The organism is Echinicola sp. 20G (assembly GCF_015533855.1).
Lineage (GTDB): Bacteria > Bacteroidota > Bacteroidia > Cytophagales > Cyclobacteriaceae > Echinicola.
In genome coordinates, this window is record NZ_AP024154.1 from 2399784 (window position 1) to 2426048 (window position 26265).

Annotated in this window: 14 protein-coding genes; 12 read left to right on the forward strand and 2 right to left on the reverse strand. The window is 39.1% G+C overall.

The features are described from left to right. The first annotated feature begins 78 nt into the window (after positions 1-78). Positions 79-1185, forward strand: a complete 1107-nt coding sequence (locus JL001_RS10275; RefSeq protein ID WP_200975994.1) for an acyltransferase family protein — start codon at positions 79-81, stop codon at positions 1183-1185. Between the two features lie 69 nt (positions 1186-1254). Here JL001_RS10275 and JL001_RS10280 read toward each other — a convergent pair whose 3' ends face one another. Together JL001_RS10280 and JL001_RS10285 are read right to left on the reverse strand one after the other, a co-directional pair. Next, a complete protein-coding gene (locus JL001_RS10280; protein ID WP_200975995.1) occupies positions 1255-3174 on the reverse strand; it encodes a peptide-N-glycosidase F-related protein in 1920 nt (639 codons plus the stop codon). Between the two features lie 70 nt (positions 3175-3244). Next, positions 3245-4663 carry a sulfatase gene (locus JL001_RS10285; protein ID WP_200975996.1) on the reverse strand — a complete coding sequence of 473 codons (1419 nt, stop codon included), beginning with the start codon at positions 4661-4663 and terminating at the stop codon, positions 3245-3247. Positions 4664-4988: 325 nt separating this feature from the next. Between JL001_RS10285 and JL001_RS10290 the strand changes: the two genes are divergently transcribed. From JL001_RS10290 to JL001_RS10340, 11 genes are all read left to right on the forward strand, one after another. Then, a complete protein-coding gene (locus JL001_RS10290; protein ID WP_200975997.1) occupies positions 4989-5600 on the forward strand; it encodes an RNA polymerase sigma factor in 612 nt (203 codons plus the stop codon). Positions 5601-5666: 66 nt separating this feature from the next. Then, complete coding sequence (locus tag JL001_RS10295; protein WP_200975998.1) at positions 5667-6695, forward strand: FecR family protein; 1029 nt, start codon at positions 5667-5669, stop codon at positions 6693-6695. A 169-nt stretch (positions 6696-6864) separates the two neighbouring features. Further along, positions 6865-10320, forward strand: a complete 3456-nt coding sequence (locus JL001_RS10300; RefSeq protein WP_236252771.1) for a TonB-dependent receptor — start codon at positions 6865-6867, stop codon at positions 10318-10320. Positions 10321-10332: 12 nt separating this feature from the next. Continuing rightward, a complete protein-coding gene (locus JL001_RS10305; protein WP_200976000.1) occupies positions 10333-12114 on the forward strand; it encodes a RagB/SusD family nutrient uptake outer membrane protein in 1782 nt (593 codons plus the stop codon). Between the two features lie 145 nt (positions 12115-12259). Next, positions 12260-13849, forward strand: a complete 1590-nt coding sequence (locus JL001_RS10310) for a PQQ-binding-like beta-propeller repeat protein (RefSeq protein WP_200976001.1) — start codon at positions 12260-12262, stop codon at positions 13847-13849. Between the two features lie 366 nt (positions 13850-14215). After that, complete coding sequence (locus tag JL001_RS10315; protein WP_200976002.1) at positions 14216-17332, forward strand: glycoside hydrolase family 2 TIM barrel-domain containing protein; 3117 nt, start codon at positions 14216-14218, stop codon at positions 17330-17332. 10 nt (positions 17333-17342) lie between these two features. Beyond that, positions 17343-18647 carry a DUF3472 domain-containing protein gene (locus JL001_RS10320; protein ID WP_200976003.1) on the forward strand — a complete coding sequence of 435 codons (1305 nt, stop codon included), beginning with the start codon at positions 17343-17345 and terminating at the stop codon, positions 18645-18647. Positions 18648-18853: 206 nt separating this feature from the next. Next, a complete protein-coding gene (locus JL001_RS10325; protein ID WP_200976004.1) occupies positions 18854-19522 on the forward strand; it encodes an RNA polymerase sigma factor in 669 nt (222 codons plus the stop codon). A 127-nt stretch (positions 19523-19649) separates the two neighbouring features. Continuing rightward, complete coding sequence (locus JL001_RS10330; RefSeq protein ID WP_200976005.1) at positions 19650-20687, forward strand: FecR family protein; 1038 nt, start codon at positions 19650-19652, stop codon at positions 20685-20687. Positions 20688-20787: 100 nt separating this feature from the next. Then, on the forward strand, positions 20788-24033 hold the full coding sequence (locus JL001_RS10335; protein WP_200976006.1) for a SusC/RagA family TonB-linked outer membrane protein: 3246 nt from the start codon (positions 20788-20790) through the stop codon (positions 24031-24033). 18 nt (positions 24034-24051) lie between these two features. Next, complete coding sequence (locus JL001_RS10340; protein WP_200976007.1) at positions 24052-25686, forward strand: RagB/SusD family nutrient uptake outer membrane protein; 1635 nt, start codon at positions 24052-24054, stop codon at positions 25684-25686. Positions 25687-26265: the final 579 nt, after the last annotated feature.

Sequence of the window (26265 nt, forward strand, 5' to 3'; positions counted from 1 at the left end):
TTGTATTGATATAGATTGATAATGAGGAAGGATATAATGCTAATGTTAGTAAATTAAAGGGCACTAACCTTATTTTCGATGATGCCCGAAATACCTAAAACCTCAAATGATCGATTATTGTCTCTCGATTTTTATCGAGGACTGACCATGTTTCTTTTGATCGCTGAATTTTCCCAGCTGTTTTCCTATCTGGTGTCCCCTGACTTGGAAGGGACTTTTATTTACACATTGGGCGAACAGTTTCATCATGTCGAATGGGAAGGCTTACATTTTTGGGATTTGATCCAGCCCTTTTTTATGTTTATTGTAGGTGTAGCCATGCCCCTGTCTTTTACCAAAAGAATGGAGAAAGGGGATTCATATGCTCAACTTAGCAAGCATGCTTATTGGAGGGCCTTTTGGTTATTGATTTTGGGATGGGCTTTGTATTGTATCGGTCCAGGAAGGATAGTTTTCCGTTTTCAGAATGTATTGGCTCAATTGGGGGTTACTTATATTTTAGCTTTTTGGGTTCTTCGTAAATCTCCTGCGATTCAGATTGGTTTTTCTATTTTGTTGATATTGATCAGTGAGTTGCTGTATAGGTTTTTTCCTGTAGTGGGATTTGATCAAGCTTTTGTCGCAGGGGAGAATTTTGGAGCTTGGTTCAATATATTGATTTCTGGTAAGGAAGATGGAGGTCACTGGGCGATGTTCAACGCCATTCCTACAGCGGCTCATACCATTTGGGGTGTTTGCGCTGGACAATTGCTACTCAGAAAAAGCTCAGATAAGAAAAAGCTCCAGGTGTTATTGTTGGCGGGGCTATTGGCTTTGATATTTGGTTATGGAATTAGCCCGTTTACTCCGATTATTAAACGGATCTCAACGAGTAGCTTTGTGTTTGCTTCTGGAGGTTGGTCCTTGATTGCTTTGGTTATATGTTATTGGTGGATAGATGTTCGTAAAAATCAGAGAGGCGTGTGGTTCTTTGCTATCGTTGGATTGAACCCATTGTTCATCTACCTCTTTGCCCATGTGGGTGGAGCGGACCTGATCCGGGATATTTTACTTCCTTTTTCTAACGCCCTGTTTGCTTGGATGGGAGAGTTGAGCGCTGCTATTGTGCTCAGTCTTTTGGTGCTTTTTGCGATGTGGTACATCTGCTTTTGGCTATATAAAAAGAAGATATTCTTCCGAATATAGACAAGGGAGATTATATGGATAGAACAAAAAAACTCCGGGTTAAATCCAGCCCGGAGTTTTTTGTTTCATTTACTCTTTGACGCGTACCCGTTTATTGTACACCACCTTTCCTTTGACATAGACGCGGAAGTAGTACCGGCTTTTGGGGTACCTACTCAGGTCAAAGGTAAGTCTTCCTTCCTTGAAGTCCAGGTAATGATGTTCTTCGACTACTTCTCCGCCAGGATCCTTTATCAATCTGATAAAAACTTCTTCAGGGTTGTTGGAAAGGTAATCAAAATAGGTGAAGTCATTGGTTCGGGTAGGAAACACACCCAAGGAGATTTCGTCTTCTTTGATAGGGTCAGTGTTTTCTCCGACAGTAAAATTATAGGTAATGCTGCTGCCAAAGTCAGAATCGAAACTTTTGAGGATTTTACCTTCTTGGTTGAGTAAAATGGCCTTTCCTCGTCCAGCTTTTGTTTTGTACCAAAATTCCAGACCATCCCCTCCTTTATCGGTCAGTACCAACCGATATGCTCCAGAAGGTAAGTTAAGCGAATCTTTATAAGTGGTGTCTGCAGCCAAAGTGCCTAGCACTCTATCAAAAATAATATTCCCTTTAGCATTAATAATTTTATAAGCATTCTCCTCGGCTGCATGATTGGTTTCCAAATGGAAAATCAAGTTTGGTTCGTGAACAGGAGTACGGGAATAGCTAGAAGTCATTTGGTTGTCTTCAGTGTACCCGTCTCTTTTTCCATTTGGTTTGCTCAGTTCAAAATTGTATTGCAGTTTTCCCTCTTGTGGGATGACTCCATCCATTCTGATAGTATCTGTTGCTCCTGGTTTTAAGTTGCCCTTCCATTGAAATTTGATCGGTTTTTGGCTTTCACCTCCATGATCAATTTGTAGGCTATTTAAGGTGTTGGCTCCATTGTTTTTGACAATGATGGTGGGGCCAAAAGCAGCTGGGTTTACTCGGCTGTGGATGGCTTTATTAGAAGGAATAATCACGTCTTCAATGGAGACATCATTCTTTTCTACATAAGGCTTGTACTGGATCACATAAGCAGAAATCAGTTCGTTGGCGCTTGGCTTGGGAGAGGCATAGTTTTCCATTTGCAGCTGAACCGTTCTAGAAGCTTGGCTGAATTCAAAATCATAAATGTCCGGCTGGATCAAATCACCAGGACACCAGTTCGCGCGATCAAAAATCCAAGTGCCTGCCTGAGGATAAAGTGGATTTTCTCCACATTGTTTCCAGATTTGTCTGCTGGCCATTACTTTTCCATCCAAAAGAAAATCCCTGAACTTGTTACAGAATTCTCCACAGCCATCAGGTCTGTCCATGCCATGACCTGTCTGGATGATCCTAAATCGTCCCAAAGAAGTTCCTTCTTCTTTAGATACATTTATCGGTTTTAATACATTTTCAATAGGATTTTCTTCATCACCATACCGGTAATGTCCTTGGTATATTTTAGTGATGGAAACAGGCTCCATGGTAGGTTGGCCCTTGATTAGGTCGAACGCGACGGTTACCTTCCAGCCACGGTCCTTGTTAGGCTCATAGCCAGTGTGCTTGTACTCTATTTCTACACTGTCTCGAAGTAATAAGCTAAAGTCTGTCACATCTACTGCCCAGTCGAATTCCCAATCTTCACCAAAAGCACCACCGTAAGGTGTTAGCATCCGGCCGATCTCATAATCCATCATTTCCCCATCTTTCCCACCGATTCGCTTCAAGGTAATATGATCCACATAATCCCAATCAGCACAGCGCATGTTGTCAGGACAGGCGAATTTGATCTTCATGATGATTTTTCTAATCGCTTCTTTTTGATCCGGAAATACGGCCCAATGGGTATAGGATTTTTCTCCCTTAGAAGGATCTGTCACGACTGTGATGGCATCATGACTGATAACTTGAATGGTGTCATTTGAGTCAGCAAAGCTTACTGTCTGGACAATTAGTAAACACAGCAATGTGAGTTGAAATTGCTTCATTAAGGTATTAGATTTTAAGTAAACAAAGCCTTCCATTTTGGAGAAGGCTTTGTTTTAAAGTGATCTTAAATTATTTGTTTTTGAGATTGATCATCTCTTGATTCCAGTCATTATGAATTTTAAGAAGTTCCTTGACTTTATCAGGACGCTGCTTCGCAAGGTTGGTGGTCTCTGTAGAGTCCGTAGCCATGTTGACCAAGTATAATTTATCGTCTTCACCAAACTCCAGCTCTTTTTCAGAATCCCAAGGGTTGCCATGAAGTTTCCAATCTCCTTTTCGCACAGCCCATGAATTAGTGGTGATTTCAGGGTCACCAGTAGCCCAGTGTAAAACATCATGTTGGGAAGGTGTATTTTTATCTTTGATGATTGGCATCAAGCTCTTTCCGTCTATATCATCCTTATTTGGAATTTCAGTATTGGTCAGTTCGGCCAAAGTAGGCAACCAGTCTATGCTGTTGGCCATTTGGTTTCTGAGTTCATTGGCCGGTATTGCTTTCGGGTAGCGAATCATGGCAGGTACACGAATCCCTCCTTCCAGCATACAGAACTTGGCACCATGGAATGGACCATTGTCACCACCACCATAGAAAGCTCGTTCCTCAGTGCTATGACCATGGTCAGACTGGTAAACTATAATGGTATTGTCCAGTTGTCCAGTAGCTTCCAAATGATTCAATACCTCACCTATCATTTCGTCAAAAGTACTGATAAATGCCGCGTATTCTTTTCTTGGGCTAGGGGTGTCCTTATAATGATCTAGCCACTTTTTTCTGCCTTGATAAGGGTAGTGAGGCATGTTGATGGCCCAATAGATAAAGAATGGGTCTTCTTTTTCAGGTGCAGTGAATTTTTTGACTTCATCGACCATAAGGTCACCAAAGAATTCTCCTTGGTAATACACCTCTTCTTCGTTTCTGTAAAGGTCATGCATATTGGGGCCATGCCAAAAAAAGAAATGGGAGAAGTTGTCGATACATCCTCTTTGGTGACCAAAGAAATAATCAAAGCCTTGGCCATTTGGTAGTTTTTCCGGACTGTGTCCCAAGTGCCACTTTCCGATCAATGCTGTATTATATCCTCCCTTCTTGAAAACCTCTGCCATGGTGATCTCATCCGTTGGAAGGCCAGACTTGAACTCCGGGTCAGCATGTGGCGGTGCTACATTGCCAAACAAGCGAGCATGAAAGTTGAATTTTCCTGTAAGCAAACTGGCTCTGGATGGGGAGCATACTGGTGCAGCCGCATAGAATTGAGTGAACCGGGTTCCTTCGTGTGCGATTCGGTCTAGATTCGGCGTTTCCAGGTCCTCAGAACCAAAAGCATTGATATCAAAGGTGCCTTGGTCATCTGTTAAAATAACCAACACATTAGGTTTACTTTTTGGTTTGGCTTGCTGAGTGCTTTGTTCATTGCTTTCTTGACTTTGGCAGGAAAGTAGAAGTATAGTTCCAGCAAGTCCTAGAAGGAAGTTTTTGAAATTTCTCATGGATATGGAAATAGGTTATGGCTTTGAGATTTAGTCAGCTTAATGAAGGTTACTAAATTTTTTTACTGATTTAAAATCAAATATATTAAATTTTGACATAAGGTAGTGGCATGTAATACTATGAATTGTATCAATGGCTCTTAATTAATGTCTAAGGTATAAACCCTAAAAGAAGATTTAGGAAAGCACTCAATCTTTCGTATCATTTTTTATTAATTTTATTTAGTTTCATTTTTTCTATAATTCGTTATTATTATATTTAAAGGTGATTCAGTTTTGGGAAATTTGTTCAGAATGTGTTTCGAAGCAAGAATAGTATATATGAATGTTTAAAGCAGGGAAAGATATAGATAGAGAAAAGGTGGAGGCCTTGAAAAAGGGTGATGAATTTGCTTATAATAGCCTATTTAGGAAATACGCCAAGAAAATCTATCATGTTTCCCGAAAAATGCGATTGGGTCATGAGGATGCTGAAGGAGTGGTTCAGGAAGTGTTTATCAAAATTTGGAGAAACCGAGAAAACCTGGATCCTTCATTATCATTTAATGCATACTTAATTACCATTACACGGTCTATAGTCATTAGGCAAATAGAAAGACAAGTGAAGCTTTCTATTTACAAGGATCATTTATTCATGACAACCGATAAAGGACATAATCATACGGAAGACTATGTGATTTTTTCAGACTTGATGGATGAGTCATGTAAGGTGATGGACAGTCTTCCTCCTCAACAAAAGCAAGTCTTTATGATGAAAAATTTTGATCATCTAAGTCTTGATGAAATAGCTGATCAACTTCAGGTTTCAAAAAAGACTGTAAAGAATCATTTTTTCAGGGCTAACAAATCCCTTAAAGAAAAGCTTCTTGATTCAAAAATAATTTCACTGGTTTTCCTTATTGCAAGCTGTCTGATAGTGAGTGTGAATTTTTTGTAAAAATATTTTAATCCTACTGGGTCTTTTGTCTACCTCGCGTCTATATAATATTATAAGGCGAGATAAATGGATAGGTACAAACAATTAAAAGACTTTTTGGAACACAAACTTTCTGAACAGGAATCGAAAGAGTTTGTGGAATGGTTTTTATCCGAAGGGGGGAGAGAAAAACTGTCTGCTGCCATAGATGATGCTTGGGATCAGCCCCATAAAAATGAAAATTATGCAGAGTTAGACATTGAAACATTACTAAAGAAGACTCATCAAAAGAAAAATGATGAGGTAATACTAACTCATTCGAAATCCCATAAGAAGGAAGTTAGGTTAATAGATAGTAAGAAAAGGTTGTCTTCTTGGAAAATAGCTGCTTCAATAACCATTGTTTTTTTATTGTCTCTTTTAACTTTTCAATTGTTTAAAAAAGTGCCTAAAGAGGATGTAATTCAGGAGAAAATTTTTGTAACAAAATCCAATCCATCTGGTATGAAGACAAAAATTAGACTTCCTGATGGATCTATGGTGTATCTAAATTCTGAGAGCAGCATCACCTACCCAAAGGACTTTATTAGTGACCGGAAAATAACTTTAATTGGAGAAGCATTTTTTGAAGTGAAGAAGGATAGTTTGCATCCGTTTGAGGTGAAAAGTCATAGGCTAATTACTCAAGCTTTAGGTACGTCATTCAACATTAAAGCTTTTGAGAAAGAAAAGATTGAGGTGGCACTTTTAACTGGAAAAGTGAGTGTCAGTGATAAAGTGACAGATCAGGTCTTGTTTTTAGATCCAGGTGAAGGAGCAGTGGTAAAGGGGAATTCTCCTTCATTGAAAAAGCAAAAGATAGATATCAAATTTATTACCCAGTGGATGTATGGAGTTTTGGAGTTTAAGAAGACTCCATTTCCTGAAATTATCAAAGAGCTAGAAAGATGGTATGGTGTGACCATAACTGTAAAAGGAGATGCGAGCGCTATTAAAGGTTCAGGTAGGTTTAGGGATGGAGAATCCCTTGATAATGTGCTTGATGTGTTAAGCTATTCGATGAGCTTTGATTATGCAATAAGTAAAAATGAAGTAACAATTAACCTAACCCAATAATGCCTATGTATTGAAGATGTATGAAAAAAACCGGAAAGTACGCCAATACTTTCCGGAACACTGAATTCTAATATCAACTGCCAACGGTCAATTGAAGAGTTGATATTTATTAAAAAACAATGTTTTAATCAAAACCTAAAATATGAATAATTACTTACGAATTTTAATCATGTCAACAAAGTATGCTATTTGTGGCTGCTTGATCATGATTTTAGCTATGTCTTCCTTGGCTGCAGTTTCTGCTAGTGCGCAAGCGAAAGACATAGAAGAAGTGATGATTGAGCTCAGTACTTCCGAAACATCGTTGAAACGATTGTTTGATAAAATTGAGCAAAAGACCGATTTCAGCTTCTTCTTTACAGATAAAGGAGTGGATTTGAAATTGAAAGTGCAGCTGAGCAAAGAAGAAGCCTCAGTAGAGGAATACCTTAGAGAAATATCCATTCAGTCAGACTTAAGGTTCAGACAAGTAAATGAAACAATTAGTGTAAGTCGGATCCAAAGAGAGGAGTCATTGATTTTGACTAATGAAGTTAGGGACAAGGAAGTGTCAGGAACAATTACCTCAGAAAATGAACCGCAGGGAATACCAGGGGTTAATGTATTACTAAAAGGTACAACTAGAGGGACTGTTACTGATATAGATGGGAAATACACACTTAGTGTGCCTGAAGAAGGGGCTGTATTGGTTTTTTCTTCAATTGGATATGTTTCCCAAGAAGTCACTGTAGGAGCCAGGACCATTGTTAATGTAGTGATGGAAGAAGAAGTGTCTGCTCTCAATGAGGTTGTAGTAGTAGGCTTTGGCTCAAAAGAGCGTGAGGACATTACTGGTGCTGTAACTACGGTGAAGATGGATAAAGTATTAGGGGATCGACCAGTAACTGATGCGGCTAAAGCCCTTCAAGGGTCAGTGCCAGGGCTTCAGATTACATATGGAAGCGGTCAGCCAGGATCAGGAACATCTATTAATATCAGAGGGTTTGAATCAATTAATGGTGGTGCTCCATTGGTATTAGTAGATAATGTTCCAATGAATTTGGATGATGTAAACCCTCGAGATATTGAAAGTGTCAATGTGTTGAAGGACGCTTCAGCGGCTTCAATATATGGTGCAGAAGCTGCTTTTGGGGTGATTTTGATCACTACTAAATCTGGAGGCAAAAATCAACCTTTGAAATTGGAATATTCCAATAATTTTGGTTTTACCAGGCCAAGTACCCTGCCTGAAAAAGCTTCCCCTCTGGAATTTACTACAGCCCTTAAAGATTGGGGCCAGCAGACCTATTGGACAGGCCAAGATGTGGATACATGGATTGGTTACGTAAATGAGTACAACGCTAACCCAGGTGCTTATCCAGATGGGTATATTACGGATGATAACGGTCTTAGGTATTACGTACGAGAAAATGATCTGTATGGGGAGTTTTTAGGTACGAGTGGTTTTGAACAAATTCACAATTTGTCAGTGACAGGAGGGTCTGAAAAGACCACTTACAGAGCTTCATTAGGTTATAATGATGAAGACGGAATTATGGTGACTGATAAGGATAGTTATACGCGTTATAATGTTAACCTTAACTTGACCACACAAATTACTCCAAAACTAAGCACAACTTTCAACTCTTTCTACAAGAATGGTCTTCGTACTGGTCCGGTTAGTGGAGATTGGAGTAGCATGTATTACAGTGCCATCAATTTCCATTCGGCCACTCCAATCGGTGAAGGAGTTATCGATGGTGAACAACTTCCTTTTGCGACTCCAGCCAATTTAATCAAGCTTTCTCCAATGCGAGAGAATTATGATGAGTTGATCCGTTTTTTTGGAAGAGCTAGCTTGAAGCCTGTTGAGGGAATGGAATTGAATGCAGAGTATACTTTTGAAAAGAAAAGAACAGAAGTACAGGACCCTTCCTATACCCCTACCATGATTAATCCTGCTACTTTGGCGGTTAGTCCATACCAGGCAAGTCAATCTTCCTATTTTACGAATAGCTGGAAAAGAAACTATCATGCTGTAAACTTGTATGGTAAGTATGATAAACAGCTGGGTGATAATGATTTTCATTTTATGTTGGGGATGAACCAACAGGTATCTGTTGCGGAGTCATTTAGTGCTTCACGTCAAATGTTAATATCTCCAGATAACCCTGGGCTTTCTACTTCTACTGGTGTTATTAATGTCAATGATAGTTACACTGACTATGGAATTATCGGGTTCTTTGGGAGAGTAGATTATGCTTTGAAAGATCGGTACTTGTTGGAGCTTAACGGTCGATATGATGGTTCTTCGAGATTTCCAGAAGGAGATCGTTTTGGATTCTTCCCTTCAGTGGCGGCTGCTTGGAAAGTAAGTAGTGAGCCTTTTATGGCAGGTATAGCCCAGTCGATTACCAACCTGAAACTTAGAGCGTCTTGGGGAGAGATTGGAAACCAGGCCATTCAAGATACGTGGGGGAATTATCCTTATCTACCAACTATGTCTACTTATAACGCTGCTTGGATTGATGTAGATGCTGGAACAAGAGCGGTGAGCTTAAGTGCACCAGATCTAGTAAGTGCGAGTTATACTTGGGAAAGAGTGAGGACATTGAACCTTGGAGTTGATTTTGGTTTGTTTGACAATAAATTGTATACCGCTTTTGATTGGTACAATAGACAGACTTTGGATATGCTTGCCCCAGGATCACAACTACCTAACGTGTTAGGTGCATCGGCTCCATTGCAAAATGTGGCTGATTTGAAAACAGTAGGTTGGGAGCTAGATATCAAATGGAGAGAAAACCATGGCGCTTTTGATTATAGCCTAGGCTTTAATCTTTATGACAATTCAACAGAGATCACAAAGTTTAAAAACGAAGCTGGGCTATTGAGTCAGTATTATGTTGGACGAATGGCTGGTGAGATTTGGGGCTTTACTACAGATGGTTATTATACAGTTGATGATTTTGTGGAAGGGTCGTTGGATGCCAATCTGATGAATGGACAGTTAGTAGAGGGAGTGCCTGCATATAATGGGGTGAATCCAAACCCTGGAGATGTTAAATATGCTGATTTAAATGGTGATGGAGAAATCTTTACGGGTAACAGCACTCTTTCAGATCCAGGTGACCGTTCCATTATTGGTAACAATACCAGACGATTTGAATTTGGATTAAATGGATCGGCTTCCTATAAGAACTTTGATTTTTCCTTGTTTATCCGAGGGATAGGTAAGAGAGATTTGTGGATCAGTAATCCAGTTGTCTTCCCATATACCTTTGAATTTACAACTATTTATAAACACCAGTTAGATTACTGGACTCCAGAAAATACTGATGCTTTCTATCCTAGAAACTATCCTAATGGTGGAGGAAATTACGGTGGTAACTTAAGGACACAGACGAAGTATCTATCCAATGGAGCGTATTTGAGGGTTCAAAATATCACATTAGGTTACTCATTTGACAGGGACTTATTGGATAAGTTGAGGATTAATCGACTTAGGTTGTATGTGTCAGGAGAAAACCTGTTCAATTTTGATCATTTACCTGATGGCTTGAATGCAGAGCTGACCAATGTCAGCCAAGGGGGGAATTATCCTTTTATCAAAAAGGTATCTGTTGGACTTAATGTGACACTTTAAATCAGGAATTAAATGAAAAAGATAAAAAATATAGTCTTAGGCCTTTCATTATTAGGGATGACAGCAAGTTGTGTGGAGAGCACTTTAGATAAAACTCCCGAATTGGCCTTTTCAGAAGATAATGCTTTTGCTAACTTTCAAGTAACGCAAACTTACGCATTTGGTTTCTATACCATATTTCCCGGTTTTGACCTGAGCGTTCCAAATAGTGAATGGGATGGAGACCTGATGATGCATAATAATAGCAATCAAGGTTCAAGTTGGATTTGGGGGAGACAAATCATTCCTACTACGTCTGGAATTTGGGATTTTTCCTTTGTAAGAAGAGTGAATATTATGCTTCAAAACTTAGATGCTTCAGATATGTCTGAAGCTGAAAAGAACCACTGGAGAGCAGTTGGCTATTTCTTTAGGGCTTATGATTACTATGACAAGATTGCAGCATATGGGGATGTGCCATGGATAGATAGGGTTTTGACTGATGATGATGAATTGCTTTATGCTCCAAGGACCCCAAGGGCTGAAGTGGCTCAGCATATACTTGATGACTTGTTATTCGCTGAGGAAAACATCATGGAACCAGGTACCAATGGTATTCCATCAAATTCGATCAGTAGTGATGTGGTAAGGGCCATGATTTCCAGATTTGGTTTGTTTGAAGGGACTTGGAGAAAATATCATGGTCTTCAAGGAGCTGAAGCTTTTCTTAGAGCAAGTGCAGATGCTGGTGAAGTGTTGATAGCCAATAATCCCACATTGCACTCTAATTATAATGAGCTTTTTAATAGTGCAGATTTGGCAGGAGTTCCTGGTGTCTTGTTGTATAAAAGTTATGAGAACGGAGTTTTGACACATGTACTTACTTCTAGACATAGGAACTCAGCTGGTAATTGGGATATAACAAAAAGAGGTGCCGACTCTTACTTGATGAAAGATGGACAAACTCGCTGGAATAGCGATTTATTTGAAACGGATAGAGATCCTTATGCAGAGTTTAGAAATAGGGATTTAAGAATGCTTTATACTATCACGCCTCCTTTCAGGGTGAAGCCGGTATCTGGTAATCGCTTGGCTTGGGACTATTCTGATGATCCAAAAGACCGTGAATATATTGACTTTATGCAAGGAATAAGTGATGCTACTCAAAAGCAATTACCAAGTAGAAATCATGCTGGTTATATTTTGAGGGTTTCTCCACATTTCAGGGACTTTAATGAGGGTGATCCCTATAATGTTTCAAGAACAGGTTACAAATTATTTAAATACTATAACAGGCTTCATGATATTCAGAATAATGATTTCAATGATGCCCCTATTTTCAGAATGGGAGAAGTAATGGTGAATTATGCCGAAGCTAAATGGGAACTGGGTGAATTTGACCAAACTGTTGCAGATGCTACCATCAATATGTTGAGGGAACGAGGTGAAGTAGCACCTATGGAGATTTCAGCGGTTGGCGCTGAATTTGATCCAACAAGGGATCCAGAAGTGGACCCGATACTTTGGGAGATAAGAAGAGAAAGAGGAATTGAGTTAATGGCGGAAGGATATAGGTTCAATGACTTGAGAAGATGGAAGAAAATGGACTATACCAACGATCCTAAATTAGGTAGATGGATTGTAGGAGCTGATGTAAATAATCGTATCCCAATCCAAGGAGGAGCTGCTGAAGGTTATATCCAGTTTTTTCCTGGAACCCCACCAGCTTGGGAAGATTATCAATATCTTTACCCAGTACCATCTCAGGAAATAGCTCTGAATCCTAATTTGGAACAAAACCCCGGTTGGGAATAGAAAACCATAAGATTTAAGCTATTTTAACCCCTTGATGTGTCTGTTTTCAGATGTATCAAGGGGTTTCTGTTTAATAATAATAGCATCCTATTACCGTGTGATTTCGGTTCTATCTTTTGAAAATTAGTATAAATTAATTTATGTTATGACTAGAGCACTTTCATTAGCCTTCCTTGTTTTAATTAGCTTTTCCTGTTCTAAAAGTGCTCAAGATAGTACTTATTGGCCTCAGCCGGCGGGTCCAAATGGGGATTGGGTTGTGGAGACTGATGAACAAGTTCCAGAAAGTTTTAGTGTGACTACTGGCGAAAACATCCTTTGGAAGACTCCTTTGCCTGAAGGGGGACAAAGTGGGATTGCAGTATGGGAAGATCGAATTTTTCTTTCGGTGATGAAGCCAGTTGCTGCTGTCAACGAAAAAAGTGATTTGTTGGGAGCTGATATTTTGGCCTTATGTGTGGATGCTAAAGATGGGAAGGTTTTATGGGAAAAGGAGCTGAGTGGAAGTGTGAAAAGTGAATATATGTATGGGTTTTCTGATTCCAGCACGCCAGGGCCCGTGACAGATGGGGAATATGTTTGGTTTTACAATGCCAGTGGCAACCTCAGCTGTTATGATTTTGAAGGAAATAGACAATGGGAAAGGACTTGGAAGCCTGTAGAAGAGCTGGATGGAGTTCATTTTCCTTTCAACAAACAGTTTGAGCCAATTGTCCATGGCGATGTAGTTTTGAATATGGAACCTTATTGGGAGAAGGGTGGCGACCGTGTTTATGGTTGGAATTATATTTATGCCATTGACAAGCATACTGGGAAAGTAAAATGGATTTCTGAAGATGGATTGACGCATTATAATACTCCCCAATATGGTTGTATGAAGGATGGAACTCCGGCCGTTTTGATAGGGCGTGGAGGACATCATGGTGTCCCAGAGTCGCCTAAAGGGTATTCAATGGTTGATCTTAAAGAGGGCAAACGGTTATGGCAATATCAAACTGCTGAAGGTATGGCCCTTTACAATGCTACTTGGAATGAGGATCAGGCCATCTGGTATACCGAAAGTGAGAATGAAATCCATGTTTTAAATTCCCAGAATGGAAAGTTGGAAAAGAAAATATCTCTGGTGGATAATGTCGATGTTAGGTTGTGGAATTCAGAAAAGAAGCAATATGATTTGTTTGAAAATATTGACATGGATGAGAAGTTAAACCCAGTGGTTTTTCCAGCATGGTATTCCAATATTAAAGTGGGTGAAAAGCTTTTTTTTATGTGTTTTAAAAAAGGAAACTATAGAGACAATATTGGGCCTGATTATTCTTTTGGAAAAGTGGATTTGCAAACAGGCAAGGTGGAGTATCTCCAAGTTCCTGTTCAGGTCAGTCATGAAAGAGGTACGAAAAATTATCTTTGGAATCAAGATTTGAAGACCCAAACCAACAATGTTAGAGGGCTTGATGTAGCTCATGATAAAAGGTCTCAAAGGGATGGGTGGCATTGGAATTTTAATGGAAATCCTATTTGCGTTAACAATAAGGTGTTTTTTACAACAATGTTGGGGGTTGTTTATTGTGTGCGCACAGATACAGAATATTTTGATAAGCGTGCTTTGGTTAGTGTAAATGACCTTGGCCCATTTGGGGAGACTTGGTCTGTCAATACGCCTTCATTTGCTAATGGAAAGTTGTACCATAGGACTTTAAAGGAGCTTATCTGTATTGAAGCAATTCATAAATAGTCTTAAAACTAGGGTAAGTATTTATCTTTATTGTTTTATTTGTTTTATTGAATCAACTTAAGTGTTTATATTTGATAACTATTTGTGGTTAATTTATTTTTTGTAAAAACTGTTTTGCTTCCTGTTTTTTTGCTGAATTAACGATTTTTTATTGAACGGACTCAAATAGATATGAGTGGTAAAACTTTTTAATTTTCATAAATAATCATGTTTTTATTTCAAATTATTTCATATTAAAGTATAATTAATTCGTTTTATTTCTTTTTTTTGTAAATAGTTAAGTTTCAAAAGAAAAATCCATTTGCTTGGTCAAGACAAAATGAAACTCTGACTACCTAAGATTCAATCACTAAAATTTTATACTTCATGAAGTCCTTTTTTACCACAGCTTTGTGCGTAATGGCGCTAGTGCATAACACTTTTGCACAGGAAAAAAAAGCTGACCCCATATTCGAAAATCCTAATGTTCAGGAGGAGAATAGGCTCCCCATGAGATCTTCTTATTTTCCTTTTGAAAATGAGCAATTAGCAGAGGCTAATGATAAGGCGGCATCTGAGAGATTTTTAGACCTGAATGGAACCTGGAAGTTCTTTTGGACAGATCATTATGAAAAATTGCCTGAAGATTTTGAGACAATTGGTTTTGATGATCAGGCTTGGGACGATTTTAAAGTACCAGCCAACTGGGAGTTTAATGGTTATGGTACTCCGATTTACGTAAACCATCCGTTTGAATTTGCAGTCAAAAACCCAAATCCCCCTTATATAGAAAACAAGGATAATCCTGCAGGTGTATACCGAAGAACAATTTCTTTACCAACTGCTTGGGAGAATGAGCAGGTTTTTATCCATTTGGGAGCGGTAAAGTCAGCTTTTAGACTTTATGTAAATGGTGAGTACGTAGGCCTTGGGGAAGACAGTAAGCTGGAGTCCGAATATGAACTTACCGATTATGTAAAATCAGGTGACAACTTGATCACGATCGAAGTAAGAAGATGGCATGATGGTTCTTATCTGGAGGCGCAGGACTTTTGGAGGATTTCTGGTATTGAGCGTGATGTTTATTTGTACAGCAGACCAAAGGTGCATTTCTATGATCTTTTTGTGAAGAGTCCTTTGGTGAATAACTATAGAGATGGAAAGCTAAATGTGACCGTTGATCTGTGGAACAGGACAGAAGAGCAGCAGGGTGAGAACACGGTAACTGCCAAGCTTTTTGACCCTCAGGGTAATTTGATTTTCGAAAAGTCTCAAAAGACAGTTGGGCTGAAAAGGGTGTTAGGAAAGACTGTTTTGAATTTTGCGGCAGAAATCCCAAGTGTGTTAGCATGGTCTGCCGAAATCCCTACTTTATATGAATTGGAATTGATTTTGGCTGATGAGTCTGGAGATACAAAGGAAGTGATTCGCCAGAATGTAGGTTTTAGAACCTATGAAATCGTAGCCAATCAGTTTTTGGTGAATGGAAAACCAGTATTGTTTAAAGGGGTGAACAGACACGAGTCTCATCCTGAGACGCACCACGTCATGACACGTGAGCAAATGGAAACAGATGTGCGCATCATGAAGGAGTTGAACATGAATGCGGTGAGACTTTCCCACTATCCAAATGATCCTTACTGGTATGAGCTATGTGATAAATATGGTTTTTATGTGATAGATGAGGCAAATATTGAGTCACATGGAATGTACTATAGCCCGGAAAAATCTTTGGGTAATGCCCCAGAATGGCTAAATGCTCATATGTTGAGAATCAAGAGAATGATTTTCAGAGATAAAAACCATCCATCGGTAGTAGCTTGGAGTATGGGGAATGAAGCTGGAAATGGTTACAATTTCTACAAAGCTTATGAGTGGATCAAGGCATATGATCCTTCCCGTCCGGTTCAGTATGAAAGATCTACTTTTGAATGGAATACAGACATTATCGTACCACAATATCCGCATCCAAAAACAATGGAGAGGTATGCAGAGAGTAATCCTCCAAGACCATATATTATGAGTGAATATGCCCATGCCATGGGAAATAGTATGGGGAACTTCAAGGAGTATTGGGAAGTGATTAAAAAGTACCCTATGCTCCAGGGAGGTTATATCTGGGACTGGGTGGACCAAGGTATATATCTCGAAAAAGATGGTAAGACAGTGTTTGGTTATGGTGGAGACTGGGGTCCAGAAGGAACTCCTAGTGACAACAACTTCTTGATCAATGGTGTGATCATGCCTGATAGAAGATGGAATCCTCATGCTTATGAAGTAAGAAGGGCCCATCAGGATGTTTCTTTCAAACTGACCAAAGAAGATAAACTGGAAATTTTTAATGAGTACTTCTTCCGTGATATCGCTAACTATGAATTTGAAGCGATTTTACTGAAAGATGGAGTAGAAGTGAAAAGAGCAAAGGTGGGTTCTTTTGGTCTTGCTCCAAGACAGAAGTCTGTTGTGGAATTGCCTTTTGAGCTTGTAAGAGATGAGGCTGCTGAGTATAGACTTCAGATTGAAGGCAAAATTATTGAAGAGGAAGGGAGAATGTCTCCAGGTACCTTGTTAGCTGAAGCTGAGTTTGGACTGACAGAACCTGTTTTAACGACTTTTTCTCCAGAAACAGCTGAAGTAGAAGTGTCAGAAGAAGGAAATACATTAAGCATTAAAAACAAACTGTTCTCCGTCAACTTTGATAAGACAACAGGCCAGTTCCATGATTATAAAGTGAAAAATAAGGAACTGATCATTGATGGTCCTTCTTTGTCTTTGTTTAGACCATTGGTAGACAATGACTTTGGTGGCGGTCGTGGTCAGAAGTTAGATTACTTGCATGGGAATGTGACTAAGCTGAAAAGTATATCTCACAAAAAAGCAACTGATGGTGCCTATCAGGTGACAGTATTGTATGATGTGCTAGGTGGAGATGCCTCTTTTACACAAGTATATAGTTTCTCCAATGATGGCAAGATCAAAGTAGATAATGATTTTAAAGCGATCAAGGGAGAACATGATTATCTTCTCAAGTTAGGAACGGATTTGAAATTGCCAGGTGAATTGGATCATTTCAAATGGTATGGAAGAGGTCCTTGGGAAAGTTATGTTGACCGTAAGTTCAGTGCTCAGGTGGGATTGTATGAAGGAAGTGTCATGGAACAATACCACCCTTACGTTAGGCCTCAGGAATCAGGAAACAAGACTGACGTTCGCTGGGCTACAGTAAGAAAAGAAGGTAAAGAAGGGGTAAGGATTTTAGCTGTTGATCATTTACTAAATGTAAGTGCACTACCTTATGGTATTGATCAGCTTTACCCAGGCAAAGAAAAGCAGAATATTCATAGCGGTGAGTTGGAGCCAAATGGCTTTACGAATTTGCATGTGGACCTGATCCAAACAGGTGTGGCTGGCATTAATAGCTGGGGTTCCATTGCTTTAGAAGAGTATAGGGTTCCATTTGCAGACCATTCCTATAGCTATATCATTGCGCCTGTTCAAAAATAAACTCAAAAAAATGGGATTTAAAACGTTGTTGACATTGTCGTTATTTGCAGGCCTTCTGGCCTGCAATAATGACTCTTTAGAAGATTTAGAAAAGGAATATTTGTCCCAGTTGTCCATTCCTGTAGGAGGAAATACTTATGTGACATCAGGTGGTGAAGGTGCCAAGGTCAGCAGGAAAGGTACTGTGATAGACTGGACAAAAGAAGAGGCTGTATTGAGTACTTATTTTAAATTGCCTCAAGCAGAGAAGGCTTTGTTGCAACTGATTGTAGATAGCAGAGAATCTTCCAGTGAGATAAAAGTATCAGTTGGAGAAAATGCTGAAGTAGTCAGTTTAGAGGCAGGGACTGAGGATACGGTGAGTGTAGGCTTGTTTGATTTGCCTGCAGGGTATGTGCAAGTAGATGTTCAGGGTGTGTCCAAATCAGGAGAATCCTACCCTTCGCTTAAGTCACTTATGGTTCTTACAAAGAGTGAAGTGGACATTACTTATGTCAAGGACAATGAGAGTAATCGCTTTTATTGGGGTAGAAGAGGTCCTTCAGTGCATTTGAGCTATACCTTGCCGGAAGATAAAAACTTCAAATGGTTTTACAACGAAATCACTGTTCCTGAGGGAGAAGATCCAAATGGTTCATATTATATGGCCAATGGCTTTGGTGAAGGTTATTTTGGAATACAGGCCAATTCTGATACAGAAAGAAGGGTGCTGTTTTCAGTTTGGAGCCCGTTTCATACCAATAACCCTGATGAGATACCTGAAGATCAGCGCATCAAATTGCTGAAAAAAGGGGAGGGAGTGAATACAGGTGAGTTTGGCAATGAAGGTTCTGGGGGACAGAGCTTTTTTCGCTACAATTGGATTACGGGAAATACCTATCGATTTTTGAATTCCGTGGAGCCTGATGGCAAAGGAAATACAATTTATACAGCTTATTTTTATGCTCCAGAAGTAGGTAAGTGGAAATTGATAGCCAGTTTCTTGAGGCCTCAGACAGATACTTGGTATAAGCGTCCCCACTCATTTCTAGAGAATTTTATTGATAGAAATGGTTATATAGGTCGAAAGGCTTTTTATCATAATCAGTGGGTCATGGACACGGAAGGAAATTGGGAAGAGTTGACTGAAGCAAAATTTACGGGAGATGATATTGCGCGTAGAGGATACAGGCTTGATTATGCAGGAGGAGAAGAAAGCGGTATGTTCTTTTTAAGAAATGGAGGATACTTCAATGACTTTGTTGAGTTGAACAGTATGCATGGCCGCAGTCCAAAAGGAAAAGCTCCTGAGATTGATTTTGAGAACTTGGATTGATAAAAAAATCAGATTAAGAAAAGCCTCTGTTATCTAGCAGGGGCTTTTCTTTTGCCAAATCAAATTTTATTTGAAAGGATTCAAAAGTTAAAATCTATTGTTTTTTGATTTCAATGCGTTTTAATTCTGATAAGAAATTGATTCGAAATGTTTTTTTATTACATTTAGCCTTGTTATTTGTTTTTAAATAAGAAAACGAAGCTGTAATGCCTTTATTAAATCGGCTCCAAGCAAATCAAGCTGATCAATTAGATCATAAAGTAAACATTGAAAGTAACTCTTCAGAAACAAGCCTTTGGCTCGAATTTCTGAAAGGGAGTGATGCTGCCTTGGCAAAGATTTATAGGATGTATTCCAACAAATTATATTCTTATGGAAGACAGTTTACCTCCAATGAGGTTTTGATTCAAGATGCCATTCAGGATGTTTTTTTTAAGCTAGTCGATAACAAGGATAAACTTGGAGTAGCCCAATCTGTTAAATTTTATCTTTTTTCAAGCTTTCGCCGGGTGTTGCTGAGATCTTTGAAAAGAGAAAGGAAATATGTTGATGAAGAAGAGGAAGGTGCAGCTTTTAATTTTTTGGTTGACGAAGACCACATTTCTATGGATGCTTTATTGGATAAAAAGCAGAAAAAAATTATCCAGAATGCATGCAATGAGCTAACCGTAAGGCAAAGGGAGATACTTAATTTGAGATTTTTTGAAAACCTCAACTATGTTGAGATTGCTGAAATGCTTGGTCTGGCCAATGCCAAAACAGTAAGGACAATGCTTTACCGTGTTTTGAGTAAGTTATCAGACAAGTTAGCTCCTTACAAAAGCAGCCTCTTTACTATTTCATTAACTGTTTTGATGTACCTGCTGTTTATTTAATAATTAGTTAACGAAATTATTGCATGCAGTTAAAGTAATTTTTTGTAAAAAAATATTTTCAATTAGTGGTTGTTTGATAAAGTGATGTCTCTTTAATAGTAGAAGACAGAAAATAACATTTTATCGAATGCAATTTAATCCCAGTACAGAAGAAGATTTTTTATTAAATGAGCACTTTGTGCAATGGGTGATGGACCCCAATGAGGAGTCTAATCGCTATTGGACAAAATGGGCAAAAGAGAATCCTGATAAGACTTTGATGATGAGGAGGTCCAAAGAGGTGTTCTTGTCTCTGCATCAGGAAACTTTTGAGATGGGGGAGCCTGATAATGAGCGAATACTGGATAGTTTGTTGAAACATCACCAGCAATCGAAAGAAGGTTTAGGAAGAAGAGGTGGTTTTCAGGTGTTTATAGATTTTCTTTTGTCAAACAGAGTGGCTGCGGTGATTGTATTTTTTGTCGCTTTTTTGGGGTCTATGACATATTTACTCCAGCCTTCTGCAGAACAAAAGGATTCAAAAGAAATCATATGGTTAAGTAAATCCAGTAAGCCTGGAACCAAAATGTCATTCCATTTGCCAGATGGTTCATTGGTAAAACTCAATGCAAACAGTACTATTGAGTTCCCCGAGCATTTTTCAGATAGTATCCGAGAGGTGAGGCTTGTCGGTCAGGCTTTTTTTGATGTAGAGCATGATGAAGCGGTTCCTTTTATTGTATCGGCGGGGGAGCTTAAGGTGAAAGTATTAGGCACATCATTCGACGTGAGCAGTCATCCCGATAGAGAAGACCAAAAGGTAGCACTAGTAAACGGAAAAGTGGAAGTGTATACCCTTGAGGGAATCAGAGAAAGGTTAAGCCCCATGGAAATGATCACTTATTCCAAAGAAAAGAAGGAGATGATAAAGGGGAACTTTGATCTAGAGGCGATAACTGGATGGAAAGATGGCATTATCAAGTTTGAGAACATGGGTTTTAAGGATGTTTTTGATGTCCTGGAGGAGTGGTATGATGTGGAAATTACGGTGAGTGAAAGTGTGAAGTTCAAAGGAGGATTGAATGGCCGATATGAAAATGAAATGCTAGATAATGTCCTACAGGGATTAGCCTATACCGAAGGCTTTCAATATAAGATCGATAATAAAAAAGTGACCATTTTCTAATTATAAACCCAATGAAATTAAAACCCAAAATGTGTAAGCCTCTCCGGAAAAATATTGGCCGGAATGTAAAATGTATACCAACCATAAACTTAATAACGCTATGAAGAAAAAATTACTAATGCGGTTGGGATTTGTGACTATGTGGACTTTGTCCATGCTGTTTCAAGTATCCCCATTAAGTGCAAATCAGTACGCCTACAATGGTTCAGCTGTTTGGCAAAATGATATGGATAAGATGATTTTGTCTGTTGATTTTGTGAATGAGCCGTTTAAGAATGTAGTAGAGGAAATTGAAAGAAAGACGGGGTTTCACTTTACTTATAATGATCAGATAGAAACCAAGCGAGTGACTTTGGAAGTAAAGAAAGAAAGCTTGGAAAAAGTACTTCAGAAACTTGGTCAGGAATATGGCTTTAGATTCAAGCAAATCAATAAGACCGTCCATGTGATGGTTCCACAGGAAGTTGATAATACTGATCAGGTTTTCAAAGATGTGAGCGGAAAGGTAATTGATATTACTGGAGAGCCTCTTTTGGGAGTAAGCATCTTGGTTAAAGGTACGACTACCGGTACAGTGACTGACCTCGACGGTTCGTTTTCTCTTACAGGAATTGATGAAAATGCGGTACTTCAGTTTTCTTTCATTGGCTTTAAAAGCAAGGAAGTTTCTGTCAGTGGATTGAGTGAATTGGAAGTGGTGCTGGAAGAAGATGCCCAGGGCTTAGAGGAAGTTGTTGTGACTGGCTACACCTCACAAAAACGAGAGAATCTAACAGGGTCCATTGCGGTAGTGGATGGAGACAAATTGAAAGACATTACATCTCCAAACGTAGGAAATATGCTCCAAGGCAAAATGGCTGGGGTAGACATCGTGACTTCTTCAGGTACTCCAGGAGCACTTCCGACGATAAGAATTAGAGGTAAGAACTCCATACGTTCATCTGTTGATCCTATTTGGGTTGTGGATGGGGTCATCTGGCATGGAACGCCTAACTTGAACCCTTCAGATGTGGAAAGTATTTCAGTATTAAAGGATGCTGCTTCAGCTGCGCTTTATGGTTCTAGAGGAGCCAACGGTGTGGTTGTGGTGACCACTAAATCTGCAAAAGGTGCTGATGTGAGTTCTTTCAACTTAAGTGCAAAAACTGGGGTTTCTTTGTTTAACACAGGTGGCTTTAAAATTTCCAATTCCCAGGAAATGTATGACCTCTGGGGACAGTTTCCTAATCAAAATGCTGTTCCAGACTATTATACAGAAGATTTGTTGAATACAGATACTGACTGGCTGGACGTAGGTACCCAGGCTGGGACTGTGCAGGACTATAACCTTTCCTACTCAGGAACTTCCGGCAAAGCGAGAATATATACCACAGGAAATTATTTCAAAGAGGAAGGGTCTGTAAAAGGATATACCTATGAACGTCTTTCTGGAAGATTTAATGTGGACTATGATGTGTCTGAGAAGTTTACTTTCAAACCAAAACTTGCAGCAACCTATACTACTACAGAAAATAGACAGCACAGTATCTATGATATGTACAGAAACCTGCCTTGGGACAATCCATATGATGAAGCAGGGAATGTAGTAAATCCTCAAAGTGGGGATGTGACCTGGTATGGTAGGGACAATAGAAATTACCTTTATGACCTACAGTGGAATTACAGTGATAATGCGACATTTAATATCCTGGCCAACATGGATTTTCAATATGATATCACCGATAACTTGTCATTTATCTCCACCAACAACATCACATACTATAATTCTGAAGGATTTAGCTACACTGATCCTCGATCCAATGGCGGTTTAGCTGATAATGGTAGGATTTCCAATAGCATGGCGAAAAGAATCACCAGATTTACCAACCAAATGCTTTCCTATACCAAAAGTTTTGATGACCACTTTATCAATGCCTTGGTTGCTTATGAATACAGTGATTATGTGTACAATGACCTTAGTGCTACGGGTAAAGGGATAGTTCCAGGTGCCACAATCATCAGCAGCACTTCCGAGCCAACGACCATTGGTGGAACCAAAAATGACTACGCATTCCAATCTTATTTACTAAATGCCAACTATGGCTTTAAGAGTAAGTACAATGCGCAGATTTCATTCAGAAGAGATGGTGCATCGAGGTTCGGGGAGAATAAAAAATATGGTAACTTTTTTGCCATCAGTGGTTCATGGAATATTCACCGTGAAAGCTTCTTCAGTAGCAAGGCTTTCAGTTATTTGAGATTGAAAGCCGCATATGGTGGAGTGGGAAATACCCCATCTTCTTTGTATCCTCAATATGAACTTTATTCTTTGGATGCCCAGTATAATGGAGACCCTGCAGCAATCCCAACTACTTTAGGGAATGATAACTTGACTTGGGAAAAGACTTACGATAGCAATATCGGCGTTGAGTTTGGCCTATGGAACAGGCTGGATGGTGTACTTGAGGTCTACAATAAAAGCACAAGTGGCCTGTTACACTTTGTGCCATTGCCAAATATTTCAGGTTACGATGGGTATTATGATAATATCGGTGGTGTAAGAAACAGCGGTATTGAATTTACATTAGGAGCCGATGTGTTGCAGACAGCTTCTGGCTTCAACTGGAGATTGGATTTTAATATTGGTAAGAACATCAATGAGATTACTGAGTTGTATGAAGGCAGAAGCCAAGTTTCTGGTCAAACCATTATTGAAGAAGGAGAGAATATTGATACTTGGTACATGAGAAAATGGGCTGGAGTAAACCCTGAAGATGGCACACCTCAGTGGGAAACAGTTGATCCTAGTACTGGAGAGGTAAGCATAACTGGTAGCTACTCTGCGGCAAGTTTACAAAAGGTAGGTACCAGCACTCCTGATTTCTTTGGAGGTCTAAGCTCATACATGCAGTTCAAAAACTTTTATTTAAATGCTACTATGGCTTACTCTCATGGGGCAATGGTTTACCATAGCGCTAGGGAATTGTTTGATAGTGATGGAGCTTACCCTACTTATAATTTTATGCAGTTACAAGATGGGTGGTCAAGATGGACTCCTGAAAATCCTAACGCAACTCATCCACAACCTATTTATGGCGGTAACAATAATGCGCATAAGGCTTCTTCTAGGTATTTGGAAGATGCAAGTTTTATTAGAATGAGAAATGTGACTTTGGGATATACCATACCTACCCATATTACCAATGCCTGGAAGATCAATGGTTTAAGTGCTTACATTTCTGCAGATAACCTGTTTACAATTACAGATTATTCAGGACTTGATCCTGAGGCAGCTGTTAATGGAGATAACTCTTCTCCTTATCCGCTTCCAAGAAGGATATCTTTTGGTGTAAACCTTTCTTTCTAACCTCAAAAGCAAACAACAATGAAATATCTAAATAATAAATATTGGGTTGGATTAGTTATGTTGATCCTTGCTGCCTGTGATATTGACAGGAGCCCTTATGATTCCATTACTGCAGATGATTTGCAAAGTTCAGAATCCAGTGCGCAGTCTGTGACACTGGGTACTTATAGTAGGATGAAGGCTTGGAGTGATAACTGGCATAGGCTTTATGAATATCCCTCTGACAATCTGGCTCTAAGTGGTACTACCACGGACCCTCTTTTCTTCACTTATAATTATCAAAGAATTCCAAACGGTTCTCGTGTGGCTGGTTTTTGGAGAAGTTCATACCAGATAATTGTTGGTGCCAATAAAACTATTGAGGCACTTGAAGAAGGAGCTTCCGACGCTAATGACCAACTCTTGGCCGAAAATTATTACATCAGGGCATTGATGCATTTTCAACTGGTGAATATTTTTGGTAGACCTTATGGGCAGGGCAGAGACAATCCTGGAGTTCCTTTAAAGCTTGATGGAGATCATTTGAATCACCCTACCCGGTCAACGGTAGGGGAGGTTTATGATCAGGTAGAGGCTGATTTGCTCAAGGCTGCTTCTCTTTTCAAAGAGGACAAGTCCAATGTTTATGCAACCAAAGAGGCTGTATGGGCGCTTTTGTCAAGGGTTTATCTCTATGAGGAAGAAAACGCCAAGGCGATCGAATATGCTGATATGGTGATTGATTCTGGTAAGTTTAGTTTGCTAGCCACGGAAAAGTTGGCTGACTATACCAAGTTGGCTCCAGAGTCAAATTCTGAAACAATTTTTGCCATTAAGTTTATTCCTGATGCGGATTATGCATCCAATGGGTGGTATACAGTAGGTTCATTGTATGCAAATATTCAAGGAACGGGCTGGGGTGAAATGTACGCATCAAGGCCATATTTAGAAATGGTTAGAGAATATCCTGAGGATGAGCGATACAAGTTTATCAAGCCTGTTGTGGTAGATGAGAGCATCACTTGGGCTCTGTACGTTGATAATGCTAATACGTATAAGTGGAAAGAGGTGACTCAATCAGGGGAGGACTATACTTATTCAGAAAACGGTCAAGCCAAGATGTTGGAGAAAGTTTCTAATGGGCATGGAGGATATGATTATTTCGTAGAAACTTCAGAAGGAAGTAAAAAAGTCTTGATAGATAAAAAGCTTGATTTAAGAAATGGCTTCCCTAAATATTATGTGTTGAAATGTTCTGGTCAAGAAGATCAAGTGCACCTTTGGTCTCCCGTAATATCAAGACTGGCAGAGATGTATTTGAACAGAGCAGAAGCTAACGCTAAACTGGGTAATACCACATTGGCATTGGATGATGTTAATTTGATCAGAGAGCGTGCAGGAATACCAGAGGTTGGTTTATATACGATGGCAAACTTGGGTGATAAGTCGGTACTGGATGCGGTATTGGAAGAGCGGCAACTCGAATTGGCTTTTGAAGGGCACAGAAAAATAGATGTATTTAGGAATGACAGGACAATGGATAGGGCTTATCCTGGGACTCATTTGGCTGGGAATAGTCCGGTTTCATCAGTGTCTCCAGATGACAATGCTGTAATTGAATACATTCCTGAAGCACAATTGTTGGTTCATGAGGGCTTGACCCAAAATCCTTGATATATAAAACATAGTACTTTGTTTAAAGGTCACTTTCTTTTGAAGGTGGCCTTTTTGTTTGAATTGGCTTTTTTATATCAATTTTCTAAGGGTTTTGTCCTTTGTGTTTTTGATTTTGCATTTTATAATTTCATAAATGTTCTTTAAGTATGGGTATAGGTTTTTTGCCCAATTTTAGTGAAGAATGACTAAAAATAACAGAAAATGTCACTATCCTAGCAAATAGCGACACTGTTGTAGCATATAATTATTTTTAATAATAATTGATCTTTTTGTAGTTAATTTTGATTTCAGGTAGGTGGGGACAATAATATCCTCGATAGAAAACTATTGGATTGAAATGAGTGATTATCGGAGTTTTTTTGATGTTCAAATAGTTGATTAGTATAATTATTTACAACAAAAAGGCAATCTCATAATTACTAATTGTTCTAAATAGGTATATAATTTATTTGTATAGTTATATTTTAGTTGTTTTATATCACCCTGTTGTTTAAAGAATATACTTGTTGGTCATATCAGTTGGGCCAATGAGGGAAATGGCAATATAAGCTTAGGATCAATACCAATTATTTAAAG